Consider the following 25,287-nt stretch of genomic DNA (forward strand, 5'->3'; position numbering starts at 1 on the left):
GCAGGAACTCACCGACTACAGCGGCGAGATCATGTGGTCGGCCAAGTACCGCGCCTACGGCAACCTCGCCGCCCTCGACGTGGCCGAAATCGACAACCCGCTGCGCTTCCAGGGCCAGTACTTCGACGCGGAGACAGGCCTACACTACAACCGGCATCGCTACTACAATCCGGGGACTGGACGGTTCCTGACGCCGGATCCGATCAAGCTGGCGGGTGGGTTGAACAACTACCAGTACGTGCCTAACCCTACGGGGTGGGTGGATCCGTTGGGGTTGAGCGGAGAATGTCCCAAAGGGAAATCAAGTTCTTCAGGCGATACCGAGAACCCAACAGGAAAGGCGAAAACCAATGAAGGTGAACCAGCAGTTCCTGCTCCTCGCGGTGAAAAAACAGTTCGTGTCCGACATTACACCAACAGAAGAGGATCCACCGGAATCGAAAGTGATGGTGTAATTCAAGCTCAAGATAACAATCGAGTCTATGTTGAACCCGCCAATAAAAAACCACTTAGTCAACTTGAGGCCGAAGAAAAATACCAAATAGGAAGAGGCCGAGGTAGAGATTATATTGAAACAGACGTACCCGAGTCTCAACTGGAATGGGTAAAAAACCCTAGATATGGCACTATGGAACTCACAATCAAGGGCAATCTAAAACTTGAAAATCCAACTTTCACCCGGAGAAAATAATGCTTGATAAAAACAAAAAAATAGTACTCTCTGGGGAGGACGCTCTCGATACCTTAGCAGAGATTGAGTTTATTCTAATCTCGCTTCACAAAATGGGCAGCTACTACGCTGACAAACCAATCGAAGAGTACCGAAGAGCGACGACTGACTTTATCGATGATGAAAAAGTAACTCAGCGTCTTGCAAAAATTCGAAAAATTATCAGCTCAAGTTTTGACTCGACGATCGGAGAGGATGACATGGATGATATCGAACGCCACATGGAAAACATTAAGTTCTGGAAACCCACAAGTTAGGCTCTGTCTGAAATTCCAGAACACTGAAATGTGCTCTGAACTATTTACTCCCCCTTGGACATGCGAGTACCCATAGATTAATAGTACGCCCCCCTGCATGCAGCTCCGCATGAGCTCAAGGATAAAGATGACGAATAGGGCTGCCTGCTGGCCCGTAGCGTAAGCTAGTGCGACAAGAACCAGCTGCTTCAGTGCCACTACACCTACGACGCCCACGGCAACCTGATCCAGCTATGCGACACCTTTAACTACATCCAAAAGGTCGAAAAATCTTTCGATTCTACTGGCCAAACCATTTTGAGGGTCAAAATGAGTAACGATCTTACGATCCCACGCGCCGTCTGGTTCGGACTGGAGGGGAAAGGCTATGACAATATCGCGCAAGAGCTTAAATCTGAAAACCCACTATTTAGAACGTGGGCTTCCATATATGCAATTTACAAGTACGAATTAACAACGCCGCACCAATACTACGACTTCATACACAGCACAAAGGACTCACGCTTTGCGATTGTGGTTTTCACAATTTCCCAAAAGACCATTGAAGCTAGCGACGGAATCGATGACAAAGACATTACGATAGTCAATTTAGAAGAAGCAAACTCAGAAGCCGATCTATATAAACACCTAGAGCACCTAAACATAAACCCCGCCCTTTTCACGCCACCATGGAAATGTGACTACCCGTTATAGCCTACGACATGAGTTAAAAAGCCAGACTCTTGGGGGCAAGCAATCGAACTGCGAGTAGGAAAACAGTCACCAAAACGCTTTGGAAAAGAAACTCCATACGGGTCGCATGAACTACCAAAACTGAGCGGAAAAGAATGAAACATTACTTAGATATAAAAAACAGAAGCTCATTTTCTTTCCCGGAAAGCTTTATAGATGCCATAAGTGCAACCCCGGAAGTCGACATTGAACCGTGGTGGCTCATTGTTTTCGAAGATGGAAGCGTTGACTGCTGGTACCACACCCTGAAAAAACTTTACCCCAAAAGAGATTTAATACCCTTCGCAAAGTTCAACGCAAATGATGACATTGCCTGCTTCGACGGCAATGACAACTGCCACAATCCTCAGGTTTTCATCATTCACACTTTTGCCTCAGAAGGCTGGGAGCTTCATAATACTTACAAAAACTTTAATACCTGGTTTCGACACGCTATAGATGAACATGCAGCCTGGAGTTCAGAAGAATAAAATAACTATAAAAAAGGCGGCAAAGCTCCATCTGTCGTTGACCCTGCAGACCCTCAAAATAACGAGGTGGGCGGTGCCGTAAGAAGGCATATCCTTCTAGAGTCATTACCTGATTCACGTACAAGAACTGGAGATCCACCGTGAATTACCTAGCAGAAGAAATCAATATCGCCCTTAAAAATAACAACATAAGAAGCAAAGAGCTCAATACGGAAGAGCTGAACAATCTAACGATAGAACTAATAGAAAATTCTTTATCCAGAAGGTCAAAAATTTGGACCTTGCACACCTAAATAACCCTACAAAAATATACGACCCGGACTTTTGGAAAAAAATCAACACACTAGATTATCTAGAAAATCCGATACTTATTGTTACTGACAAGAATACCCATGCTTGGAAGCTGCAGTCCTCTACTGACTTAAGTATGGTTCTATCTGAAACAACCGGCTTTCCTTTCTGGATAACCGATACGGTTCTCAGCTTTATCACTTACATGGACGATAATGATTGCGTGCATACAGTCCATTACTCATCGTAAAAATAACCTGTTCCAGCGCCCGTCCACTACAGCCTGATCGCGAACGCCGCGGTGCTGGCCAGAAGCTCGTCACCGAGTACCGCTACGACAGCCAACACCACCTGACCGGCGGCAGCACCGCGCACAAAACACCGCGGCAGCCCGGCGATCCAACATCTGCAGGCCACCGCAGCGTGTTTCGCAAACCGTCAGACTCAAACCTGCGCCTGCCCCCCATCGACAAACAACTCAGCCCCATTCACAAAGCTCGAATCATCGCTCGCAAGGAACACCGCCGCATTGGCGATCTCGACGGGTTCACCCACTCGTCCCATCGGCACTTGCGAAGCCAGGTAGTCGAGCAATCCTTGCTGTTGCGCTGCATCTTGGCCAGCCAGGTCGACCAGGCCGGGCGTACGGGTCGCGCCTGGGCTCAGGGTGTTGACCCGGACTGCGCGGTCCTTCAGGTCCAGGATCCAGCTGCGGGCGAAGGCCCGTACCGCGGCTTTGGAGGCTGAGTAGACGCTGAACGCCGCGGTGCCCGAGCTGCCGGCCGTGGAGCCCGTGAGGATGATGGACGCGTTCTGTGCCAGCAGTGGCAAGGCCTTCTGTACGGTGAACAGCACGCCTTTCACGTTACGATCGAAGGTGTCGTCGTAGTGGGCTTCTGTGATTTCGCCCAGTGGCAGCATGGAGCCGCCGCCGGCGTTGGCGAACAGCACGTCGAGGCGTCCGTGGGTCTGGTTGATGCGGGCATACAGCGCATCGAGTTGGTCGAGCCGCGTGGAGTCGACGGCGATGCCCGTGGCGTTGCCGACCAGTTCCACGGCCTTGTCCAGTTCCGCTTGGCGGCGGCCGGTGATGTAGACGTGGGCGCCTTCCTCGGCGAAGCGTTTGGCGGTGGCGAGGCCGATGCCGGTGGTGCCGCCGGTTACCAGTGCGATTTTGCCTTCGAGTTTCTTGCTCATGATGTTTCTCCCGTGGGGGTTGTGATTTGGTGTGGGAGAAGCGTATCGACCTCGGGATGTTTTCAAAATAGAATCATTTGAAAGTCATCATTGCAGAATTGAAATGCCAAGAATTCCGGATTTCGAAGGGCTGGCGATGTTCGCCAAAGTGGCCGAAGAAGGCTCTTACGCGGCCGCCGCACGGGCCATGGGTGTGTCGGTGCCTACGGTGTCGCGAGCGGTCGCGCGCTTGGAGGAACGGCTCGGTGGTCGCTTGTTCAACCGCACGTCACGCCAACTCTCGATGACGGAGTTCGGCCGACGCATGGTCGAGCAAGCGAGTGCGATGTATCGCCAGGCCGAAGAAATGGAAAGCGACGCCCAGGAACTCTCTGTGCAGCCGCGGGGATTGGTGCGGCTGGCCGTGCCCATGTCGTTCGGCCTGCGCTGGGTCACACCGTTACTCCCTGAGCTGCTGGCGCGCTACCCGGCGCTTGAGCTGGATCTGCACCTGTCGGACTCAACCGTTGACCTGGTCGCCGACGGCTTCGACGCGGCACTGCGGATCGCTGCCCTCCCCGATTCCTCTCTGGTCGCTCGACGGATCTGTTCGGTTAGCCAGCACCTGGTGGCAGCCCCCTCCTATCTGGCCCTGCATGGCCATCCGACCCATCCGCGCGATTTGGCCGCCCATGCGTGCATGAGCTACGCCTATCGGGCACGAAGCCAAGTATGGCGCTTCACCCACGATGACGGCAGCGAACAGGATGTAACACCCAACGGCCCGTTGCGCGTCACCAACGCTGACGCCCTGGTCGCGCCATTGCTGGCCGGGGTGGCCATCGCTGAGCTTCCGGAGTTCATCGCCGCCGAATACCTGGCCGATGGACGTCTGGAACGCATCCTGCCTGAGTGGCACATGACGCGAGGCGGTCTGTATTTCGTGACCCCGTCAGCGCGTGCAAGGCCGAGAAAGGTTCAAGCCCTTTCCGATTTCTTTGCCGAGCATCTTTCAAGGCCAGGTTGGCAGGAGTGACTTGGCCGCTCACACTCCCCAACGAAGCCCCGCGACGCTCACCAGAATCAACCCGATCCAGAAAAACCGCCAAAACGAAACCCCATCCCCCAACCAGTACATTCCCACCAGCGCCGTCCCCGCCGCGCCAATACCGGTCCACACTGCATAGGCCGTTCCGACCGGCAGGATCCGCAGCGCCATCGTCAGTAAGGACAAGCTGCCAACCAACACCACCAAGGTGCCGGCGAGAATCCAAGGCCTCTCCAGGCCATTGGCGGATTTCAGGCCGATCGCAAAAGCGATCTCCAGAAAACCGGCGAGGATCAGCAGCAGCCAGGAGGTGCCGTACGTCATGGGACAAAACCTTTTTCGAGGGTAAAAAAAAGACGAGCCGCTCAGGGCTCGCCAAAGGGGAGGTAGACGTCAATCAGTTGGCCAACAGCTTGCCGCGCACCAGGCTGGCCAGTGTCTTCACGGTCAACACCGTCAGTGCCGCTGTGAGGAACAGCAGGATGAACACAGCGATGGCCGTCAGCAGGATGCTGTCCTGGGCATGTGCATACTTCAGCGCGGCGTTGCTCAGGGCTGCGATGGGAAAGCTGATGGCCCACCACGAAGGCGCGAAAGGCACATCGCGGCGGAACACCTTGAAGCTCAGCACCCCGAACAGGAACAGGCCGAAGTAGAACAACACGCTGGCAAACCGGTCGATCTCGCCGAACACGTTGGTGTACGCCAGGAAGCCGACTTCGAAGGGCGCGATCAACACCATCAGCGACGGCACCATGCCTTTGGCCAGCGCGGCCTGATGGACCAGCCGCGAAAAGATTCGGCTGTAGAACACCAGCGCCAACACCGCGCCCACGGCCATGGCGAACAGATTGAACTCGGCAGCCCAGGCCATGGGCATGTGCGCTCCGGTGACCGCGATATCCAGGGTGGCGACGCCGGGAATCAGCCAGGCAGGCACGGCATTGGACGGATCCTGACTGCCCGACAGCAGCCGTGAAACCACCAGGCCGGCCAGCAGCACGGTCAATCCGCTGCCCACGATCCAAAGTACCTCGCCGAGCAGCGCACTATGAGGCGCCGCCACCGCAGACAGCAGCAACAGCGCGATGGTGACCGTGCCGAAAAAGTTGCTGGCGACCGGATGATTGAACTCACCGCGCACTGCTTCCGGATGCTTGACCCATTTGCCCAGGTAACCCAGCGTCAGCAGCACGAACACGAGTCCTGCAAACGCACCGATCGCTTCACCCAGCAGGCCGCCGATGCCGAAGTACTGACCGTTCAAGCGCCAAGCCAGCCCCAGGCCTGCCAGGCCCATGACGGCGCCGAACAGATTGATCGGCAGATTCTTGATGGAGGTCGTGCGGGCAGCTATCGATTGAGCCGCAGCGACGCTGGGGGTGCAGGCAGTGTTCATGGCAGTCTCCCGTTTGACTGAATTTGCTGTTGTGGCTATTTTCAGCCAATGAGCCTTTGGCTGAAACAGTCGCATGACGACGTATTCAGCCAATCATTCGACCAGGACAGACACCATGCGCATCACACTCCTCGCCTTCCCCCGCGTACAACTGCTGGACGTGGTCGGCCCGGCGGATGTCTTCGCTGAAGCGGCCAAGCAATTGGGCAATCCACGGGCCTATCGCGTGGAAGTGATCGGCACCGACAAGGGGATGATCAAAGGCTCAAGCGGCCTGAAGCTCAGCGTCGATCAGACCTTCGAGACCTATAAAGGCCGGATCGATACCTTGCTCGTGGCCGGCAGCCCGCACATCGACGAGATCGCCCTGAACCCAGCCCTGCAGGATTGGCTGCGCAAGCAGGCCAGATCGGTGCGCCGCATCGGCTCGGTGTGCAGCGGCGCGTTCCTCCTGGCGGCCGCCGGTCTGCTCGACGGACGTCGCGTCACGACGCACTGGAACGCCAGCGCGAAATTGGCCAGGGAAAACCCACAGACCCAGGTCGACGCCGACAGCATCTTCATCAAGGACGGCAACGTGTACACCTCGGCGGGCGTCACCGCCGGCATGGACCTGGCCCTGGCGATGGTCGAGGAAGATCACGGCCGGGAACTGGCGCTCAGCGTGGCGCGGGAGATGGTGATGTTCTTCAAGCGCCCGGGCGGGCAGTCGCAGTTCAGCGCGCAGTTGGCGGCCCAGACGGCCGAACGCAGCGTGATCCGGGAGGTGCAGGATTATGTGCTGCAGCACCTGAAGGCGGACTTGAGCGTCCCTGCCCTCGCCGTTCGCGCCGGCATGAGCGAGCGCAACTTCGCCCGCACCTTCAAGGCCGAGGCCGGCTCGACGCCGGCGGAGTTCGTGGAGCTGGCCCGCATCGATGCCGCCAGGCGCCTGATCGAAGATTCGGACGTCTCCCTCAAGCGCTTGGCCGACACGGTCGGCTATGCCAATACCGATGGTTTCAGGAGAGCCTTCATGCGTCGTCTCGGGGTGGGGCCGAGCGATTATCGGAAGCGGTTTTCATCGGTGTGACCGACGCCCAGAACTTTTCCCCATCTTGATCAAATCTTGAAAAACCCTTGAGCCGGCCTTGTGAATGGCTCCGTAAGCTCCCTCCGTCTGCTCGTTGCAGAACCGTGCAAACCCTCATCGACGGTTCCCCGACGAAGCCCCTCTCCCTCTTTTTGATCTTGATAAGGAATACCCGCGTGCGCGTCATCAATGGACTTCGTAAAGGTCTGATCCTCTCCCTGACATTCAATGCCTCGCTGATCGCCACCGGCGCGCAGGCCGATGAGCCGCGCGCAGGCGACACCGGCCTCTGGGGCGACAAGACCGATGTCACCCTTGGCCTCGGCGCTGCCTACGGCCCTCGCTACCTGGGCTCGGAGAACTACACATCGACGGCCCTGCCGATGCTTCGCGTCGAACGCGGGATGTTTTTCTTTGACCTCAAGGAAGGCCTGGGCCTGCAATGGCAGTCGCCTTCAGGTTTCAGCGCCAGTGCCTCGATCGGCCAGGACGCCGGTCGCGCGGACGGCGACAGCAAGTACCGCTACGGCTCGGACAAGCTCAAAGGCATGGGCGAAGTCGGCAGCTCCACCGTGCTCAACCTGCATGCCGCCCAGCAACTCACCTCGTGGCTGGCACTGAGGGCCAAGGCCGAGCTGCGCACCGGCGGAGAGAAACGCGGCGATCAGTACGCTTTGGGGTTCGAGAGCAAGCTGTTCGACGGCGCCCGCGACAAGGTCACTTGGGGCTTCGATGCCCACGCCGGCAACGCGCGTTTCAACCAGACCTACTTCGGCGTCACCGACCAACAAAGCGCCAAGTCGCGCTTCGCCAGCTACAAGGCCGACAAAGGCATCTATGCCTACTCGTCCGAACTAACTTGGATGCACGCGTTCGATGAGCACTGGTCGACCATCGCCGGCGTCGAACTCACCCACTACACCGACCAGGTCCGCCACAGCCCGATCATCACCAAGGACACCACGGCCGTGAGTTATCTGGGTGTAAACTACGCGTTTTGACGCCACGCCAGCCTCCCCCGTACCTTGCCGTCGCCTGCCCGGGCCGCGGCAAGTCTTGTCTTCGAGCCCCTTATGACCAGCAAACTGATCCTCATCGTCGAGGATGACGCCGACAGCGCGAGCATTCTCGAGGCCTACCTGAAACGGGATTTCTTCGATGTGGCGATCGCCAAGGACGGACTCATGGGCGTCGAACTGCACCAGCGGCTCAAGCCCGACCTGGTGCTGCTCGACATGATGCTGCCGGTGATGAACGGATCCGAGGTGCTCAAGACGCTGCGCCGGCGCGGCGACACGCCGGTGATCATGGTCAGCGCCATGGGCGATGAGCCGGAGAAGCTCGGCGCTCTGCGGTACGGCGCAGACGACTACGTGGTCAAGCCGTGCAACCCCAAAGAAGTCGTCGCCCGGGTGCATGCGGTGCTGCGTCGGGTTCAGGCCGGCACCAAGGCCGCGTCCCGGCTGCGTTTCGAGTCACTGTGGCTGGACACCGACAGCCGCTCGGTCGGTGTGGTTCAGGAGGACGGCACGGATCTGCCAGTCGACCTCACCCCCACCGAGTTCAATCTGCTGGCGATCCTGCTGGGCTCGCCGCAGAAAGCGTTCAGCCGGGAGGATCTGTTGGCCCGCTGCCTGCCGGACAGCGATGCGCTGATCCGGGTGGTCGACACGCATATCCACAATATCCGGCGCAAACTCGAGCTTCAGGGCATCACTGGTGTGCTGGTGACGGTGCGCTCGATCGGCTACCGCTTCCATTGAGGCCGCAGCGATGAACAAACCGGTCACGCTGTGGAAATGGGTCGGCTGGCGCATGGGAATCATCGCCGGCAGCGCCGTCGTCTCGATGGCGATGATCATGTGGGTCCGCTACCTATGGTGGCAGAAAGAGGTCAACGCCAACATTCCCCTGCACGCGCAACAGCGCTTCGCCTCGCTCATGGAGCAACCCGCCGGCCATGAGGCCGAACTGTGGGCCTACATCACCCGCTATTACCATTTCGATGACATCCGTCCCGGCATCACCGGCGCCGACTGGTGGACCATCGCCCTGCTCTTGGCCGCCGCGCTTCCGCTGATCGTCGCCACCGGTTTTCTGCTGGTGCGCCCGCTGTCGAGGCGGTTCATCGGGATTGCCGTGGCGGCGCAGAAGGTCGCCGGCGGCAACCTCAACGTGAGCCTTCGTGTCAGCGAAAGAATGCCGCTGGAGATGCAACGCCTGACCAGCGACTTCAACAGCATGACCCGCCGGCTCAGGCTCTACGAACAAGAAGTGCAGGCGTCCAGCGCCGTGCTGGCCCATGAGTTGCGCACGCCCCTCAACGCCGCGATGGGCCGGGTTCGCGGGATGATGGACACCGTGTTCCCCGCCAATGAAGAGCAGCTCGGTCTGGTGCTCAATCAATTGGAGCACCTGAACCTGCTGGTCGATGACTTGCTTCTGTTGTCCCTCGCCCAGGCGGGTCAGTTGCCCCTGACGAGAACCACCTTCAACGTCGAGGAACTGCTGCACGAACGGATCAACTGGTTCAAGCCGCAGTTGGCCGACGCCGGGCGCGGGGTCAAGGTCAGCGGCCTTTCGCCGCTGCCGATCAGCGCAGACCGCAACCGCATCGGCCAGCTCTTCAACATCCTTCTGGACAATTACCTGCGCTACGCCGCCACCGGGGGCGATCTGCACATTCAGGGGCGCCCGGATCCGGAGCGATTCACGTTGATCTTCAGCGACCGCGGCCCCGGATTGTCCGAAGCGGCGCTGCAGCGTGTGTTTCAGCGATTCTGGCGCCAGGAGCCGTCGCGCAGCCGCGGTGCGGGCGGCAGCGGGCTGGGGCTTTCGATTGCCTTGGCCATCTGCACCGCCCACGGCGGCGAGATCGCCGCGCGCCGAGGTGCGCAAGGCGGAATGGACATTGAAATCAGCTTGCCCTGTGCCTGCGACGACCTTGCGACATCAAAGGGGCATGATCTTTAAGCGTGACAGCGGCGCACTCCCAGCGCCTGGCACCGACAACGTGTCGACCGTCACCCTTTCTCTGGGCTACGAATCGCTGAGCTCATTCAGCCCCGCGCTCAAGCGCAACATGGCCGCCACGCTGAGCCAATACCGTCATCGCGCGGTCAACGCCCGGTGGGAGGATGTGCCCTTGCAAAACCCCGGCGACCGTCTAGCTTTGTGTTAGTTCCATTTAAATAACATCAAAACACCATCACCCAGCCAGGAGGCGCCTCCCCAGAAAACCATCAGCACACTGCCTTTAGTCACTGAAACGGATCTCAGTCAAAACGAATCAAGAGGGATGCTTGATGAAGCGCAGTCTTTTGCACCGTGTGCGTTCCGCACGCGGGCCAGCTGATCATTTCTGGGTGTCGGTGTTTTGCTTCTCGGGCCTTGTGATCGCTAGCTTCCTGCTGTTCGAGCAGCAGATCCAGGACTTCATCGCCCAGCTCGACCTCTACCTTCCCCGCACGCCTACCCAGCAAATCAACCTGGCCCTGGTGCTGATCGCACTGCTGGCCCTGGACGTCGTGCTGCCGGTGCCTTCGAGCATGGTGGCGCTGTTGGCCGTGGCCGCCCTGGGCGGTGTCGGCGGGTATCTGGTGATCTTCATCGGCCTGTGCCTGGGGGCCTGGTTGGGGTATGCCTTGGGTGCCGGGTATTTCCGGGTGCTGTCCGGCCGTCTCGGGCTGCATCAGCGCAAGCCGGGGCAACTGGCGCAACGGTTGGGCACGCTGTCGTTGATCTGCCTGCGCGGCGTGCCGGTGCTGGCGGAAACCTCGGTGGTGGCCGCCGGCATGCAGCGCTATCCGCTGCGCGCGTTCGTGCTGGTGACGACCCTGGCCAATGCCGGCCTGGCGCTGGCCTACAGTGCCATCGGCACCTTGCTCGTCGAACAGAACGCGCTGCTGGTGACCCTCCTGGCCAGCATGGTGTTGCCGGGTCTGTTCATCGCCGGTTACAGCCTGTTCAAGAGCCTGCGCAGGCCGGCGCCGGAGCGTCCGCTGCAAGGTCGCTTCAACGTGAGTTACGACTATCCGGTGCTGTTCACCGACCATCTGTTCGATCCGTCAAACCCCTGCCTGCACCAACAGCTCACCGCCGGCCAACGGGGCCCGGTGACCGTGCTGGCGTTCGCCGACGAACAGCTGCTGCAAGCCACTCCGCAACTGGCGGGACAGATCGAAGCCTGGTTCGCCGCCCACGCCGGCGAGCTGCGTTTGAAGGCCCCGCCCATCGCCGTGCCGGCCGGCGAACTGAGCAAGACGGCCGAGGTGCTGCAGCAGCTGTACGCCGACATGCTGGAGCACGGGCTGGATCGGCACTGCTACGTCCTGGCCTTGGGCGGCGGTGCCGTGCTGGACTCGGTGGGCTACGCCTGCGCGACCTTCCACCGGGGCATCCGCCTGATCCGCATCCCCAGCACGGTGCTGGCCCAGAACGACGCCGGCATCGGTGTGAAGAACGGCATCAATGCGTTCGGCCAGAAGAACCTGCTCGGCGCGTTCTACCCCGCCAGCGCCGTGATCAACGACTTTCAGTTGCTGACCAGCCTCAGCCGCCGCGACCAGATCGCCGGCCTGGCCGAGGCGGTGAAGGTGGCGCTGATCAAGGACGACGGGTTTTTCCAATGGATGGAGCAACAGGCCGACGCCCTCGCCCGCTTCGACCATCCGGCCAGCCGCTACGCCATCCGCCGCTGCGCCGAGCTGCACCTGGGGCACATCACCGGCGCCGGCGACCCCTTCGAACGCGGCAACGGGCGACCGCTGGACTACGGCCACTGGGCCGCGCACAGGCTGGAGAACCTCAGCCACCATCGCCTGCGCCACGGCGAGGCGGTCGCGGTGGGCATGGCACTGGACGGGCTCTACGCCAATGCCCTGGGCCTGTTGAGCGATGCCGAGACCGAGCGTGTGCTGGGCCTGCTGACCCGGCTCGGCTTCAATCTGTCGCCGCCGGAACTGGCACTGAAAGACGCGCAGGGCCGTTCGCGGGTGCTGCTCGGGCTGGAGGAGTTCCGCCAGCACTTGGGCGGGCAGCTTTCCATCCCGCTGCTGAACCGCATCGGCGCATCGATCGACCTGCATGAGATCGACGACCGGCTGATGGAACAGGCGCTCACCCGGCTGTCCACCCGCGGTGCGACGGCACTTGCCTTGAACGAGGGCTGCGCGCAATGAGCCAGATGTCGGGCCTCAAGACCTGGATGACCCTGGGCCGGATCTCCAACCTGCCGACGGTGTGGACCAACACCCTGGCCGCTGCGCTGTTGGCCAGCAGTGCCGGCGCCCTGACGCCACCGTCGTCGCTGGTGTGGAGCCTGCTGCTGGTCACGCTCTCGTTGCTGTACTTGGCCGGCATGCTGCTCAACGACCTGTTGGATGCCGACTGGGACCTGCTGCACCACAACCCGCGACCGATCACCCTGGGCCTGGTCAGCCGGGAACACGTGCGTCTCGCCGCCTGGCTGTTGCTGGCACTGGCGGCGGCCTCGGCGCTGGGCCTGAGCCGACTGACCGAGCAGCCGCACTGGCTGCTGGGCAGCGTCGTCCTGCTGGTGGGCTGCATCCTCGGCTACAACCTGCTGCACAAGAAGTACGCGCACAGCGTCTGGCTGATGGGCGCCTGCCGCTCGGCGCTGTACCTCACCGCAGCGGCCAGCCTGGCGGTGCCGCCGGAGCCCATCTGGCTCTGCGCCGCTTTGCTGGGCGTGTACATCAGCGGGCTGACCTACCTGGCCCGCCAGGAACACCGCAATCAGTTGCTCAGCCGCTTGCCCCTGGTCCTGATGCTCAGCCCGCTGGCCCTGGCGGTGTACGCGGACAACCTGTGGTTCTGGCCGGTGTTGCTGCTGTGGCTCGGCTGGCTGGGATGGCACTACCGGCAGCACCTCGCCGATCCCCGGCGACGGCAAGTGCGCGCCTTCATCGGTGCGGGGCTGGCGGCCCTGCCGCTGTTCGACGCGCTGGTGATGGCGGTGGCCGATCAGCCGCTGGGCAGCCTGTTCTGCGTGATGGTGTTTTTCCTGCTTCCCCACTTTCAGCGCTGGGTGAAACCGACATGAACATGGACGTCATCGTACCGCCCACGGACGCACTCGACATGCGCCGCGAATGCCTGGCCGAGCGGCAGCAGGCCCTGATCCGTCAGCTCGATCCGACCGAGCTGCAATGGTGGCGCGAAGCGCAGGAACGGCTGGCCCGCTCCCCGGACGCCGACACCGCAGCGCTGCTGAGCAGCCAGTGCAAGCGCCATCTGCGCGAACAGGCCGTGGCCGACAGCGACTGGAGCACCCTTGAACTGGCCCGCGCACTGTTGCTGGCGCAACTGCTCGAACACAACGTTCGCGGCGGGCAACTGCCGTTGCTGCACCAGCTATTCCTGTGGGGCGACGACCAGGAGAAAGTCGCCCTGCTCAAAGCCCTCGACTGGCTCGACAGCCGTGGCCACTGCCTTGAGCTGGCGTTGCAGGCCGGCCGCACCAGCAACAGCCGGGTGTTCGCCGCCCTCGCCCTCGACACCCCTTACCCGTCGCGCCATTACCCCGAACGGGCCTTCCACCAACTGGTGCTGAAGGCACTGGGCATGGGGCTCGACGCCGCACGCCTGACCGGCCTGGCGCAGCGGCACAGCGTCACCCTCAACCAGCTGGCCCTCGACCTGCTGGAAGAGCAGCTCGCCGCCGAGCGCACGGTGTCCCCCGGCCTGCCCCGGCTGATCGCCTTCAGCCTGCTCGGCCCTGCGCAACGCCAGCGGCTGGAAGACCTGAACCAGCAGCACCGCTTGCCGCCGGAGTGGCGCGCCCACCTGGCCGGCACCCCATCGAACTGATGCCCAACCCGCCTGTGCCTTTGACGAGGAGTCACCATGCCCAAGTATTTCGATCCGCATATCCATATGGTCAGCCGCACCACCGACGACTACCAGAACATGGCGGCCGCCGGCATCACCGGGGTGATCGAGCCGGCGTTCTGGCAGGGCCAGGCCCGAACCAGCGTCGGCAGCTTCGTGGACTACTTCGACACCCTGCTGGGCTGGGAACGCTTTCGCGCCAGCATGTTCGGCATCCATCATTTCTGCACCATCGGCCTCAACCCGAAGGAGGCCAATGACCTGTCGGTGGCCGACGAAGTGCTGAAGATACTGCCGCGCTATCTGGTGAAGGACGGCGTCGTGGCCGTCGGCGAAATCGGCTACGACGACATCACGCCCGCCGAGGACCGTTTCCTGTGCATCCAACTGGAGCTGGCCAAGCGGCACAAGCTGCCGGTGCTGGTGCACACCCCGCACCGCGACAAGATCGGCGGCACCAAACGCACCCTGGCCGTGATCCGTGAAGTCGGGATCCCGGAACATCAGGTGATCATCGATCACCTCAACGAACTGACCCTGCCGCTGGTGATGGAGACCGCTTGCTGGCGCGGCCACTCGATCTACCCCAACACCAAGATGTCGGAAACGCGCATGGTCGCGCTGCTCCAGCAGTACGGCACGGACAAGATGGTGGTCAACAGCGCCGCCGACTGGGGCATCAGCGATCCGCTCAAAGTGCCGAAGACGGGCCAGGCCATGCTGGACGCCGGCTTCAGCGAGGCCCAGGTCGAAAAGGTGCTGTTCCACAACCCGGTGGACTTCTTCGCCCAGAGCGGCCAGCTCGACAAGGCCCTGGTCAGCACGCCGCTGCCCATCGACCAACGTAAGCAGTGGCAAGAGAACTCCGCCCTGCGCGGTCAGGATCCGGTGATCAAATGAGCGCAGCCGCCGGTTGGACGGCCGCCCAGGTCGGCTATTGCAGCAACGTGCACCCGACTCAGGACCTGGCCGGGCTGCGGGCCTCCATCGAGCGGCACTTTCAGGGCGTGCGCCGGCTGCGGGGCTTCAGCGAACAGGACAGCGGCCTGTGGATCTGCGCCCGCGCCGCCGCCGAGCTGCGGCAGGCGCCGGCACGCTCGCAGTTCCTGAGTCTGCTGCAACAAAAAGGGCTGAGGCTGACCTCGCTGAACGGCTTTCCCTACGGGCAGTTCCATGACGGCGCGGTGAAGGCCGACGTCTACCTGCCCGACTGGTCCATGCCGGAACGCCTGGACTACAGCCTAGACCTGGCGCACCTGCTGGCGCAGGCCTTGCCGGCGGACTGCCCTCAGGGCGTGATCTCCACTGTCCCCTTGGGGTATGCCGCCCGCTGGAGCCCGGCATTGCAGCAACGGGCCGAGCATCAGTTGCGCCAACTCACTGCGTCGCTGGCCAAGCTGCACCGGGAAATGGGGAAGAAGATCGTGTTCTGTCTGGAGATGGAGCCCGACTGCGTGCTGGAGAACACCGACCAGGCCCTCGCGTTCTTCCGCCATTGGCAAGCCGTCGATCCGCACCATGATCACCTGGCGCTCTGTTTCGACGTCTGCCATCAGGCGGTGATGTTCGAAGACTGCTATCAGTCGCTGAGCCGGTTGCGCCAGGCCGGGGTGCCGGTCGGCAAGATCCAGCTGTCCAACGCGCTGATCTGCCGCTTGGCCGCTCTGGACGAAAACCGGGCCCGGCACATCCTCGAGGTGTTGAGCGCGTTTTCAGAAGCCACGTACCTGCATCAGGTCAAGGCACGTGATGCCGAAGGCCGCTTGAGGGCCTGGCCGGACCTGCCCGCTGCGCTCGACGATTGCGCGAAGCATCCGGGGCGATTCCCCGAGCTGAGGATCCATTTCCACGTGCCGCTGTTCAGCGAACACTTGCTGCTGCCTGAACTCAGCGGCAGTCAGATCGCCTTGGCGCAGACCTTCGACTATCTGGCCGACCATGGGGACTTTCGTCCGGTGCTGGAAGTCGAGACCTACAGTTGGGGCGTGTTGCCCACGTCGCTGCGGCCCGCCGATGAGCAGTCGCTGCTTCAAGGGATCGGTGCCGAGCTGCGCTGGGTCGAGGCGCAACTCCGCCAGCGGCGCCTGCTGAAAGCCCACGCACAGGAGATCAGCGCCGATGTCCTCTGACCGTCCGCGTCAACCGTTGCTGCTGATCAACGTGGTCGGGCTGACCCCGGCGCTGCTGGGGCCCAACACGCCGCACATCAATGCGCTGCTGAAGACAGCACAGATGGCCAGCCTGCAACCGTCGTTTCCGGCCGTCACGTCCACCGTGCAGGCGTCGATCCTCACCGGGCTGCCGCCCTCCGGGCACGGCATCGTCGGCAATGGCTGGTACTTCCGAGACCAGGCCGAAGTGCGTTTCTGGCTGCAGCCCAACGCGCTGATCCAGGGCGAGAAGGTCTGGGACGTGCTCAAGCGCGAGCTGCCGGGGTTTCGCTGCAGCCAGTTGTTCTGGTGGTACAACATGTACGCGGACGTAGACGCCTCGATCACCCCGCGCCCCCACTACCCGGCCGACGGCCGCAAGCTGTTCGGCCTGTATTCGTCGCCGCCGGGGCTGCACGAGCGCATCGAGGCGCAGATCGGCGAGTTCCCGTTCCCGGGCTTCTGGGGACCGGCGGCCGGCATCGCCTCCAGCCGCTGGATCGTCGATTGCGCCCTGCTGGAATTCCGGCTCAACCGGCCCGACCTGCAACTGATCTACCTGCCGCACCTCGACTACAGCCTGCAACGGGTAGGGCCCGATCATCCTTCGGTCGGCGCCGAAGTGCAGGCCATCGACAGCGAGGTCGGCCGCCTGCTGGACTTCGCCCGGGAACAGGGCGCGGCGGTGATGCTGCTGTCCGAGTACGGGATCGAAGCCGTCGAACGTTCGGTGTCGATCAACCGCACACTGCGTTCGGAAGGCCTGCTGCAGGTGCGCCAGTCGCTGACCTGGGAGCTGCTGGATCCGGGCGCCAGCGCCGCCTTCGCGGTGGTCGATCATCAGGTCGCGCACATCTATGTGAAGCACGCCCGCGACATCCCTCGGGTCAAGGCGCTGCTGCAGCGGGAACCGGGCATCGAACAGGTGCTGGACAAAGGCGAACAGCGCGCCCGGCAACTGGATCACCCGCGCAGCGGCGAGCTGGTGGCCGTGGCTGCCGCGGGACACTGGTTCGACTACCGCTACTGGCTCGACGACCGCAAGGCGCCCGACTTCGCCCGCACCGTGGACATCCACCGCAAGCCGGGCTACGACCCGCTGGAGCTGTTCATCGACCCGGCCATCCGTTTTCCGAAACTGAGAGTGGCGCGCCGCCTGCTGCAGAAGAAGCTCGGCTTTCGCTACTACATGGACCTGATTCCGCTGGACACGGCACTGGTCCGCGGCAGCCATGGCCGGCCGCCTGCCGACGAACAGACCGGCCCTTTGCTCATCACCGATTGCGACTTGCCGTTGCCGCAGCGTTTGGCGGCGACGGCGGTGCAACAACTGCTCCTGCGGCATTTCCTGGGGCAGACCTACACCCACCTGGCCAATGCCAAGGAGCTCACATGCGGCGAGCCATCTCCATAACCGTTCTCAGTACCCTGGCAGGATTAGCCCAGGCGGGAACGAACGACACCTTCGATTGCAGCAACTTCCTGCAATTCGGCGGCGACCTGAACAAGACCCGGGCCGAATTCGCGCAAAGCCCGGAAACCATGAGCTGGAACTGGTTCGCCTGTCTGAACCAGCCGGCGTCCGCGAACAGCCCCGACCGGGTCTGGGAAACCATGAAACCGTCGGACCAGGTGTACCTGAGCAACGGAGCCCAGCCCCTGCCCTACGCCCAGCGCGTGCCGACGCCCCAGGCCGTGCTGGACAAGGCCACGCAGCAGAAGATGAACCTGAACCGGGTGTTCCACAACCTCAACGCCATTCAGCAGGTGGACGGGCTGATCCTGGAAATGGGCGGTGACGTGCCGGAGGCCGAGCGCGGCAAGCCGGTGCGGTTCCAGTTGCTGATGGGCGAAGGCACCTTCGACTACATCGTCGATAAGCAGGTCTACAACATGAACGGTCAGTACGCGCTGACCAGCAACCTGGCCTTCCCTTCCGACGCCTGGGAGCTGAAGTCCGGCTGGCTGTGGATCGGCAATGACCCGGCCTACCAGAAGCGGCTGGAAGACGACGGTTACTACATCGGCCAGGCCTACTACCAGGACAAGGACGGGTATCAGGTCGGCTACGCCGCGCTGAGCGCCCTGCACGTGATCAACAAGCTGAACCCCGGCTGGGTGTGGACCACCTTCGAGAACCGCAACAACAGCAAGTACACCGTGACCAATGCGATCCCGCCCACCCCAATGACCAACAGCACCGGCCCCACCCCGGCGGCGCAGCCGGTCAACACGCAGTTCCAGGGCCAGTTCCCGCAGTTGGCGCAATACGAACAGATCGGCACGCAGATCCGGACGACCCCCACCCTGCTCGCCAACTCTCAGCTGGAGTCGGCCTTCCAGAGCCAGTCCTCGTGTTTCGCTTGCCACGACACCGCCGCGTACTCGAAGAAAGACGGCTACTTCAATTTCGCTCTGAAACAGCAAGGAGGCATCGTTTACCCCACTGCCTTGGTGCCGGCATCGGATTTCGCCGGTTACAACAAACTGGATTTTGTCTGGTCGCTGAAGCGCGCCCAGTGGCAACGCTAAGGAGCATGACATGAGCGTACTGAACTTCCCCCGCATCTACATGAACGGCCATATGTTCTGGAACCCGCCGACGGCCAACAACAACGACACCTACCCGCTCTACGACGCGGTGAAGATGGAGATGAACTGGCGGTTCCTGGAGCACTACAACGTCACGCCGGAAAACGCCGCCGCCGACCTGATGCCCTGGATCATCACCCCACGGGTGCTGCACGAGGCACCCGCCTACGTCACCCAGGTGCCGGGCAACGTCGGCATGAGCTCCCCCACCATGCTGCCCGGTGAATGGGATCTGTTCGGCGACAACGCCTGCGGCACCGTCAACTACGACCAGACCCGCTCCGTCATCATCGGCGGCGAGTTGCCCAACGGCGGTTACGTCGATCAGGATCCGCTGATCAACCAGACCTACAACCTGATCGGCAACCCGTTCGGCAGCACCAGCCCCACGGCGGCCCGCTTCGTCGACGTCAGCCCCTGGGAGAACACCTTCACGGCGCTGTACTTCGACAAACTGGTGCTGGGCGACGACCAGTGCGGCCTGACGCTCAACCGGCAGTACCGGATGCTGGACCGCTTCCTCAACTTCAACTGGGCGGCGACGCTGCGCGGCCTGATCTACGTGACCGTCACCTGGCAAACCTGCTTCCCGAGAGAGAACCTGAACTGGGCCGTCGGCGATTCGGCCCTGCTGCGAAACCTCAAGGAACAGATGGAACAGCAGAACGCCCAAGGCTTGATGTTCCGGTTTTCCTCCTACCTGACCTGCTACGACAGGAACGGCGTGTTCAACAACTACCCCTTCGTCGATACCCGTTCCGATTCGCCCTTGGCGTTGGCGAAGCTGCAGGACATGTACCAGCAAGGGCTGGACAACGTCGGCAGCATCTTCTTCAACCCGGCCTACAGCCGCACATCAGGCACCCTGGGCCTGTGGCTGGACGGCGAGTACCCGACGGCGCCGTCGGGCCGGCGTCTGGTTCCGGCCAAGCCGGTTCCCGTCACCGGCATCGGACAAGCCGACAACAAGGTGACGCTGGGCGTCATCTCGGCGCAGGCCCATGGCGACACCTTGTCGCTGGATCTGTTGAACACCTTCCCCAGCTACGCGTTCGACTCGAAGGCCCCCATACCGGTGGCGGAAAAGTTCGAGGCCGGCAACTACAAGCTCGGGATACGCCAAGGCGACCAGTTCACCCCGTTGGCGGGTTTCGGCTTCAAGGAATACCGGCAGTCCGAGTTCGACAAACGCTCGGGCATCCTCGATCTGCCGCTCGACGCCGAGGCGCAGAAGCAACTGCAAAGCGGCACCCTTGAGCTGCAATTGCAGACGTCTCCCCCCGTGGTGGCCGCGACCCAGCAGATGTGGACCGCCGAGGTGGTCGAAAGCGGCAGCTTCATCGACGTGGGCGAGAGCCGCACGCTGCACATCATGGTGCAGCGCGACGGCCAGCCCGCGCCGCAAGGCACCGTGCTGACGGTGGCGGAGTACAACAACCCGTACCTTGTCGGCACGTCCGATTACTACCTGGCGTTCAGCAACCCGGCCGACTTCACTCTGTTCATCGATCATCCGCAAGACCGTTCGAAGAACACCTCCAACCTGCCCCAGTTCGAAGGCATGCCTGCGGTTGCCCGCAAGGTCAACGAAGGTACGGGCCGTCAGCTCGTCGCGACCCGCGAAGCCGTGTCGTCCCCCACCGAGCAGCCGGTCAGCTACCGGCAGTACCTGCCCACGCCAGGCTCGGTGGCCCTGAGCCCCTGCCTGTCGTACGAGAACCCCATCCTGGCAGAAGGGCAACTGAAGGATGAGCCCAACGGCTCGGTACAGTACAGCTACACCCGGATCCAGACCGACGCCAACGGCGTTGCCCGGTTGACCGTCACCGGACGGGCGGCGGGCTTCCCGACCCTGCGTTTCTTCTTGCACGACAGCGGGCAGCCGCCGGCCATCCCCTTCAGTTTCGAGACGGGGCAGGCCTACCTCGACTTCCTCTCGCCGCTGCGCGTCCTGCCGCGGGAGCCGCAGATGGAGCAGGACTTCGTGGATGCGTGGAACAGCATCTACCGGCAAGCCGACGCCGGCGAGCTGATTTGGACGACCTTCATCTACCCGCGCATCCTGGAGCCCTTCTATTACCTGTACCCGATCATGAACAAGTACATGCCGCTCAATTCGCTGCCGCGGATCGAAGGTGCCATCGACCAGTTCATCGTGCTGATCAGCAAGGAGTACCAGGAAGAAAGCACCCTGGCGATGCCCATCACCCGGGACCTGCCGCAGAGCCGGCGGGCGATCCTGGAGCTGTGGGCGAACGCGCTGGTCAAGCATAACTACCCACCCGTCCCGCTCAGCCTGAGCGACTACCCGCCACGCAAGGCCTGAAGCGGCAGCGCTTCACGCAGGAACGCCGGGTGACAGGCCTGTCACCCGGCGCTTGTCCACGGAGAGAGACCCATGCCTATGCACATCCCGGCGCAGCCCCACGAGGTTCTGCGCCCCCAGACGATCATCGCCGAAGGCCTGCTGAACCCCCGCGGCGTCTGCGCCGACGCCGACGGCAGCCTGCTGCTGGCCGAGGCCGGTTCCGGCCTGCCGGACGAACCGTTCAGCGGCCGGATCAGCCGGCTGCGGCCAGATCCGCACACCCCCGGCGCTTACCTGCCTAGGGAAACCCTGGCGCAGGGTTTCCGCGCCATGAACATGCAGGCCCGCATGCTGCGGGACGAAATCATGGGGCTGTCGGACATCGCGTTCGGTGACGACCGCTGCCTGGTCAGCCAGACCGATTACGTCGAAGGCTCCAAACTGCTCGACCTGCACTACAGCCCGCCGGAACCGGTGTGCCACAGCCGGGGCAACCTCAACGCCCTGTGCTACCACCCGGGGCGCCGCAGCTGGCTGGCAGTCAAGCCCGATACCAACGAACTGGTGGCGTTCAGGCCCGGCCAAGAGGAAAGCGTACTGGTTCGGTTGCCCGACCTGGATCAGGGCCAGGAAGCGGTGCCCGTCACCCTGGTGCACGAACCGGCGACGGACGCCGTGCTGATCAGCCTGTTCTCCGGCGAACTGCACGGCGATCCGGATCGCAAGGGCATCGACTTCGCCGACAAGGCCGGCCAGGTGGTCCGGGTGTGGCCGGACAGCGGGCAGATCGAGCGCCTGATCGACGGCCTGCAACTGCCCACCGGGCTGGCCCTGAGCCCCGAGGGGGATGTACTGGTGCTGGAACTCTGCGAGCGCCTGCAGCAACCCTTGACCGCCGACTGGCAAGGCGAGCCCCGGCACGGCGGTTTCACCCGATTCAGCGGACGGCTGCTGCGCTGCGACCTGACAACCGCCCAAGTGACCGTGCTCGCCCGCGACCTCGACACCCCCTCCAACCTGTGCGTGCTGCAGGACGCGGTGCTGATCAGCGAAGGCATGGGCCTGACGGGCCGGCCGCTGCCCACGCCGGAGGGCGGCGTGGTGCCGCTGCGCGGCCGGTTGCGTCGGGTGCAGCTCTAAAGGGGAAAGGCCCTGCGCCGAAACCTCAAATCAGGAATGAAGCCCCGGTCATCAGCAGCCCGAAGATCAGCAGCATCGTCGTCACCCGCGTGCTGACCCGAAGCTTGGGCTGATGCTCGACCACTTTGCCGACCGCGAAATACAGCCGTTCGAGTATCTGCTGCTCGTCGAGGTCCTTCGACTCGAAGATCGAGTCGATCACCGAGCCTGCATTGGGAAACGGATCATGCAGGAACGGCGCCGCGTCGAACGCGCCTTGCTGCAAGGCGCGGGCCGAGAGCATGGCGGAAGCCACCAGCGAGCCCAGGGCCATGACCGCGCACCCCGCCTCCAGCGCAGTGATCATGTCGAGGCTGGCGGACACGCTGAAGCGCAGTATCGCGCCGTACAGCGTCACTACGCCGGCCAACGCGCCGAGCGACAGCGTGAACATCAGGCGCAGGTACACCGTCACCAATCCGCGCGAGACGGAAATTTGCTCAAGATAGATTTTGACCAGCGTTTCGATGGTCAGGCGGCGGGCTTCGAATGCGAAACGACGTTCTTCTGCCGGGGTTACGGGGTGCATCGACAGCTCCTCAAAAACAGCAAACAGGGATGATCAACAATATAGGAACCGAATGGCAGAACCGTGAGCGGAACCGACTCACGCAAGGCTGTCGTCTTCATTCAGCGGGGTGTTCCAGATCAACAGTTCAAGGGCTGCGGCAATCTGGATACGGTGGTCGGCAAACTCGATGGGCAAAAGGTCCTGGGCCCGTTCCAGACGGCGCAGCAACGTATTGCGGTGGGTGCCCAGGGCCTCGGCGGTCTGGGTGATGTTGCAACCGTTGGCCAGGAACGCATGCAGTGCGTGCTGAAGCACCGTGGACTCGGTCGCCAGCCGACCGAGGGTGCTCACCACAAACTGCTTGGACGCCCGGGCGTCCTGGGTCATGAGGGAAACCATCCGCACCTGGTCGATGCGGGTGACCGCCGGCGCGCCAGCCAGCCGCCCCACCAGGCTTTGCGTGTTCAGCGCCTCCAGGTGCGAACGCCGGAAGCCGTTCAGGCCCGCCGCAGGAGAGCCGATGGCCGCGCGGATCTTCGGGAACTGCTGAACCACGCCCTGCAGCAAGCTTGGGTCCAAAGGCTTTGCCGCGCCGGCCCAGAGCCAAACGGTGGCGGGACCTGCGAACACGATCAGGGGCGCCGCGGTGCCGGTCAGGCGAGCCAGGGCGCGGGCCATCTCTTCCAGCGGGCGGATCTCGGCATCCTGGATCTCGCTCCAGATGACGTAGGCATAGTGTTTCTGCTGGAGGGAGTAGCCCAGCCGCTGGCTCAACTGTTCGCTGTCCACGTCGCGGCCATCGAGCAGCCGCGTGACCAGGCTGCGCTTGTCGATGTGGTCGTGGTGGGTCAGTGCGCTCTTTTCTTCCAGGACGATCTGGGTGATCACCCGCATGTTGCCGGCGATGAACTCCGAGATGGAGCGGGACGACACCTCCAGCAACTCTTCAAGCAGCACCGGATCCTGCGTCAGGCCGAAGGCCATCTTCATCCACATTTCCCAGGCCGCGCTTTGCGTGGTTCTGGCGGAGTTCATCAGGACTTCCGACAGCCCTCTGCGCGCCAGCTCCCGGGCGGTGTCCACCATGTCGGCGGACACATAAACCCCCACCGGCTCGCCAGGGCGCTGCATGTTGGCGTTCGCCCAATGCAGCAACTCCGAGCGGTTGGCCCGTCGGCACGCCGCGAGGATCACCGGATCCTCCAGCAGCTTCTCGTCCTCGGGCGACGAAAACAGTGACTGGTTCAGGCGCTCGATCCATTCCGGCGGCAGGCTTTGCGCCCTCTCCGCGCCTTTGCGCATGAGCTCGCGAACGGCTTCCGACGGGCGTGGCCAGGGTTGTGCGGTGGTGTTCATGTGATGTTCAAATCAACCCAAAAAAGCCATTGGAATGGTGCACTTTGTATCTTGTCGAAAGTGCCCGGCAAAAATAGCATGAACCCACTGCCTGAACCAAATGACCCTAAAGAAGCACCCTGCTTCTGCACACTTGTCTTGAGTTCAGTGCAGTCACTTCCGTAACGGCCGGCCTGTCCAGTGACGCAGTTCAATGCGTCTCTGAGCGCCCGCCTGCGCGAAATCCGTTCCTCTTTAATTGGAGTCGCTTCAATGTCCAGCGATCGAAATTCAACCGCCAGCCTGCCTATCGTCACCCGCTCAAACTCAGCGCAGGAAATCGTCTCGCTCAGTGACGGCGCGGGTGCGGTCATCATCCGGGGCTTCATGACGCCGGAGCAAGTCGCACGCATCAACCACGAACTGGACGCACCGCTTGCGGCGTTGAATGCCGGTTCGAAACATGAACTTCAGTTGGTCAAGGATTTTCATGGCTATCAAACCAAGCGGCTCACCAACCTCATTACCTACAGCAAGACATTCCGCGAAGAGATCCTCGATGACGACCTCTTCCACGAAATCGGCCGTGAACTTTACGAGTCGGAATGCGGCGACTGGTGGCTGACCACCGCGCAACTCATCGAGATCGGCCCGGGCAACACCGCGCAGATGCTGCATCGGGACTCGGCCCAGTACTATCCGTTCGTGGCCATGGACAAGCATGCACCGCGAGCCATCACCAACCTGATGCTGGCCCTGACCGACTTCACCGAAGAAAACGGCGCCACACGGGTGATTCCAGGGAGCCAGGATTGGGACAACTTCGAGGATGTGGGATCGCCCGAGATGACCATTCCCGTCGAGCTGAAGGCCGGTGACGCCGTGCTGTTCGGGGGCAAAGTGGTTCATGGCGGCGGCGCCAACGTCACAGCCGACCAATTCCGTCGTGGCCTGACGATCCCGCTGCAGGCCTCGATCCTGACGCCCGAGGAAGCCTATCCGTTGATCGTGCCGCTTGAAGTGGTCAGAACCCTTTCCCCTCGCGTGCAGAAGATCATCGGCTTCCGTTCGCAGTACCCCCTTGCCAGCCCGGGTCTGTGGCAGCATGACTACGCGGACCTGGCGGATTATCTCAAGCTCTGACCTCAAGCTCTGACCGATGCAAAAGGTTCGGGGGAAGGCAAC

Annotated in this window: 24 protein-coding genes; 19 read left to right on the forward strand and 5 right to left on the reverse strand. The window is 62.1% G+C overall.

Annotated elements, in window-relative coordinates; all coding sequences use genetic code 11:
- The 4 genes from CAG33_RS25225 to CAG33_RS25240 all read left to right on the forward strand — a co-directional run.
- The coding region (locus tag CAG33_RS25225) for an RHS repeat-associated core domain-containing protein (protein ID WP_176247785.1) at positions 1 to 691 on the forward strand (691 nt) is incomplete at its 5' end.
- Complete coding sequence (locus CAG33_RS25230; RefSeq protein ID WP_085640947.1) at positions 691 to 987, forward strand: hypothetical protein; 297 nt, start codon at positions 691 to 693, stop codon at positions 985 to 987. The genes CAG33_RS25225 and CAG33_RS25230, both read left to right, overlap by 1 nt.
- A 309-nt stretch (positions 988 to 1,296) precedes the next feature.
- Entirely contained in the window at positions 1,297 to 1,680 is a 384-nt protein-coding gene (locus CAG33_RS25235; RefSeq protein WP_085640949.1) for a hypothetical protein, read from the forward strand.
- A gap of 134 nt (positions 1,681 to 1,814) precedes the next feature.
- Positions 1,815 to 2,189 carry an SMI1/KNR4 family protein gene (locus CAG33_RS25240; protein ID WP_085640951.1) on the forward strand — a complete coding sequence of 125 codons (375 nt, stop codon included), beginning with the start codon at positions 1,815 to 1,817 and terminating at the stop codon, positions 2,187 to 2,189.
- Between the two features lie 735 nt (positions 2,190 to 2,924).
- On the opposite strand, the gene CAG33_RS25245 is transcribed toward CAG33_RS25240, so the two are convergent.
- The gene (locus tag CAG33_RS25245; RefSeq protein WP_085586516.1) at positions 2,925 to 3,677 is read right to left on the reverse strand and encodes an SDR family NAD(P)-dependent oxidoreductase; all 753 of its coding nucleotides are present in this window, start codon (positions 3,675 to 3,677) and stop codon (positions 2,925 to 2,927) included.
- Positions 3,678 to 3,780: 103 nt separating this feature from the next.
- Between CAG33_RS25245 and CAG33_RS25250 the strand changes: the two genes are divergently transcribed.
- Entirely contained in the window at positions 3,781 to 4,692 is a 912-nt protein-coding gene (locus CAG33_RS25250) for a LysR family transcriptional regulator (RefSeq protein WP_085586518.1), read from the forward strand.
- 9 nt (positions 4,693 to 4,701) lie between these two features.
- On the opposite strand, the gene CAG33_RS25255 is transcribed toward CAG33_RS25250, so the two are convergent.
- Positions 4,702 to 5,028 carry a multidrug efflux SMR transporter gene (locus tag CAG33_RS25255; RefSeq protein WP_085586520.1) on the reverse strand — a complete coding sequence of 109 codons (327 nt, stop codon included), beginning with the start codon at positions 5,026 to 5,028 and terminating at the stop codon, positions 4,702 to 4,704.
- Positions 5,029 to 5,101: 73 nt separating this feature from the next.
- Entirely contained in the window at positions 5,102 to 6,196 is a 1,095-nt protein-coding gene (locus CAG33_RS25260) for an SLAC1 anion channel family protein (protein ID WP_256575586.1), read from the reverse strand.
- Positions 6,197 to 6,218: 22 nt separating this feature from the next.
- On the opposite strand from CAG33_RS25260, the gene CAG33_RS25265 reads away from it, so the two are divergent.
- From CAG33_RS25265 to CAG33_RS25325, 13 genes are all read left to right on the forward strand, one after another.
- Positions 6,219 to 7,175: a GlxA family transcriptional regulator gene (locus tag CAG33_RS25265; protein WP_085633726.1), complete on the forward strand. Its 957-nt coding sequence runs from the start codon at positions 6,219 to 6,221 to the stop codon at positions 7,173 to 7,175.
- 176 nt (positions 7,176 to 7,351) lie between these two features.
- A complete protein-coding gene (locus tag CAG33_RS25270) occupies positions 7,352 to 8,176 on the forward strand; it encodes a MipA/OmpV family protein (protein ID WP_085586526.1) in 825 nt (274 codons plus the stop codon).
- Positions 8,177 to 8,248: 72 nt separating this feature from the next.
- Entirely contained in the window at positions 8,249 to 8,938 is a 690-nt protein-coding gene (locus CAG33_RS25275; RefSeq protein ID WP_085640953.1) for a response regulator, read from the forward strand.
- 10 nt (positions 8,939 to 8,948) lie between these two features.
- Positions 8,949 to 10,148 carry an ATP-binding protein gene (locus CAG33_RS25280; protein WP_085640955.1) on the forward strand — a complete coding sequence of 400 codons (1,200 nt, stop codon included), beginning with the start codon at positions 8,949 to 8,951 and terminating at the stop codon, positions 10,146 to 10,148.
- Positions 10,149 to 10,480: 332 nt separating this feature from the next.
- The gene (locus CAG33_RS25285; protein ID WP_085640957.1) at positions 10,481 to 12,355 is read left to right on the forward strand and encodes a 3-dehydroquinate synthase; all 1,875 of its coding nucleotides are present in this window, start codon (positions 10,481 to 10,483) and stop codon (positions 12,353 to 12,355) included.
- Positions 12,352 to 13,239 carry a UbiA family prenyltransferase gene (locus CAG33_RS25290; RefSeq protein ID WP_085640959.1) on the forward strand — a complete coding sequence of 296 codons (888 nt, stop codon included), beginning with the start codon at positions 12,352 to 12,354 and terminating at the stop codon, positions 13,237 to 13,239. The genes CAG33_RS25285 and CAG33_RS25290 overlap by 4 nt, the downstream gene beginning before the upstream one ends.
- The gene (locus CAG33_RS25295) at positions 13,236 to 14,006 is read left to right on the forward strand and encodes an EboA domain-containing protein (protein WP_085640961.1); all 771 of its coding nucleotides are present in this window, start codon (positions 13,236 to 13,238) and stop codon (positions 14,004 to 14,006) included. Before CAG33_RS25290 ends, CAG33_RS25295 begins: the two co-directional genes overlap by 4 nt.
- Before the next feature lie 36 nt (positions 14,007 to 14,042).
- Positions 14,043 to 14,927, forward strand: a complete 885-nt coding sequence (locus CAG33_RS25300) for a TatD family hydrolase (protein WP_085586538.1) — start codon at positions 14,043 to 14,045, stop codon at positions 14,925 to 14,927.
- The gene (gene eboE / locus CAG33_RS25305) at positions 14,924 to 16,156 is read left to right on the forward strand and encodes a metabolite traffic protein EboE (protein ID WP_085640963.1); all 1,233 of its coding nucleotides are present in this window, start codon (positions 14,924 to 14,926) and stop codon (positions 16,154 to 16,156) included. Before CAG33_RS25300 ends, eboE begins: the two co-directional genes overlap by 4 nt.
- Positions 16,146 to 17,591 carry an alkaline phosphatase family protein gene (locus tag CAG33_RS25310; protein ID WP_085640965.1) on the forward strand — a complete coding sequence of 482 codons (1,446 nt, stop codon included), beginning with the start codon at positions 16,146 to 16,148 and terminating at the stop codon, positions 17,589 to 17,591. Before eboE ends, CAG33_RS25310 begins: the two co-directional genes overlap by 11 nt.
- Positions 17,570 to 18,709 (forward strand): hypothetical protein, encoded by a 1,140-nt coding sequence (locus CAG33_RS25315; RefSeq protein ID WP_085640967.1) that lies wholly within the window; start codon positions 17,570 to 17,572, stop codon positions 18,707 to 18,709. Before CAG33_RS25310 ends, CAG33_RS25315 begins: the two co-directional genes overlap by 22 nt.
- Before the next feature lie 10 nt (positions 18,710 to 18,719).
- On the forward strand, positions 18,720 to 21,095 hold the full coding sequence (locus CAG33_RS25320) for a hypothetical protein (protein WP_085586546.1): 2,376 nt from the start codon (positions 18,720 to 18,722) through the stop codon (positions 21,093 to 21,095).
- Between the two features lie 72 nt (positions 21,096 to 21,167).
- Positions 21,168 to 22,217, forward strand: a complete 1,050-nt coding sequence (locus tag CAG33_RS25325) for a hypothetical protein (RefSeq protein WP_085640969.1) — start codon at positions 21,168 to 21,170, stop codon at positions 22,215 to 22,217.
- A 25-nt stretch (positions 22,218 to 22,242) separates the two neighbouring features.
- Here CAG33_RS25325 and CAG33_RS25330 read toward each other — a convergent pair whose 3' ends face one another.
- The gene (locus CAG33_RS25330; RefSeq protein WP_085586551.1) at positions 22,243 to 22,785 is read right to left on the reverse strand and encodes a hypothetical protein; all 543 of its coding nucleotides are present in this window, start codon (positions 22,783 to 22,785) and stop codon (positions 22,243 to 22,245) included.
- Between the two features lie 78 nt (positions 22,786 to 22,863).
- Positions 22,864 to 24,123 carry a CdaR family transcriptional regulator gene (locus CAG33_RS25335; RefSeq protein ID WP_218189707.1) on the reverse strand — a complete coding sequence of 420 codons (1,260 nt, stop codon included), beginning with the start codon at positions 24,121 to 24,123 and terminating at the stop codon, positions 22,864 to 22,866.
- Between the two features lie 252 nt (positions 24,124 to 24,375).
- On the opposite strand from CAG33_RS25335, the gene CAG33_RS25340 reads away from it, so the two are divergent.
- The gene (locus CAG33_RS25340; RefSeq protein ID WP_085633745.1) at positions 24,376 to 25,245 is read left to right on the forward strand and encodes a phytanoyl-CoA dioxygenase family protein; all 870 of its coding nucleotides are present in this window, start codon (positions 24,376 to 24,378) and stop codon (positions 25,243 to 25,245) included.
- Positions 25,246 to 25,287 lie beyond the last annotated feature (42 nt).

The organism is Pseudomonas sp. B3(2017), assembly GCF_002113595.1.
Taxonomy (GTDB): Bacteria; Pseudomonadota; Gammaproteobacteria; order Pseudomonadales; family Pseudomonadaceae; genus Aquipseudomonas; species Aquipseudomonas ekonensis.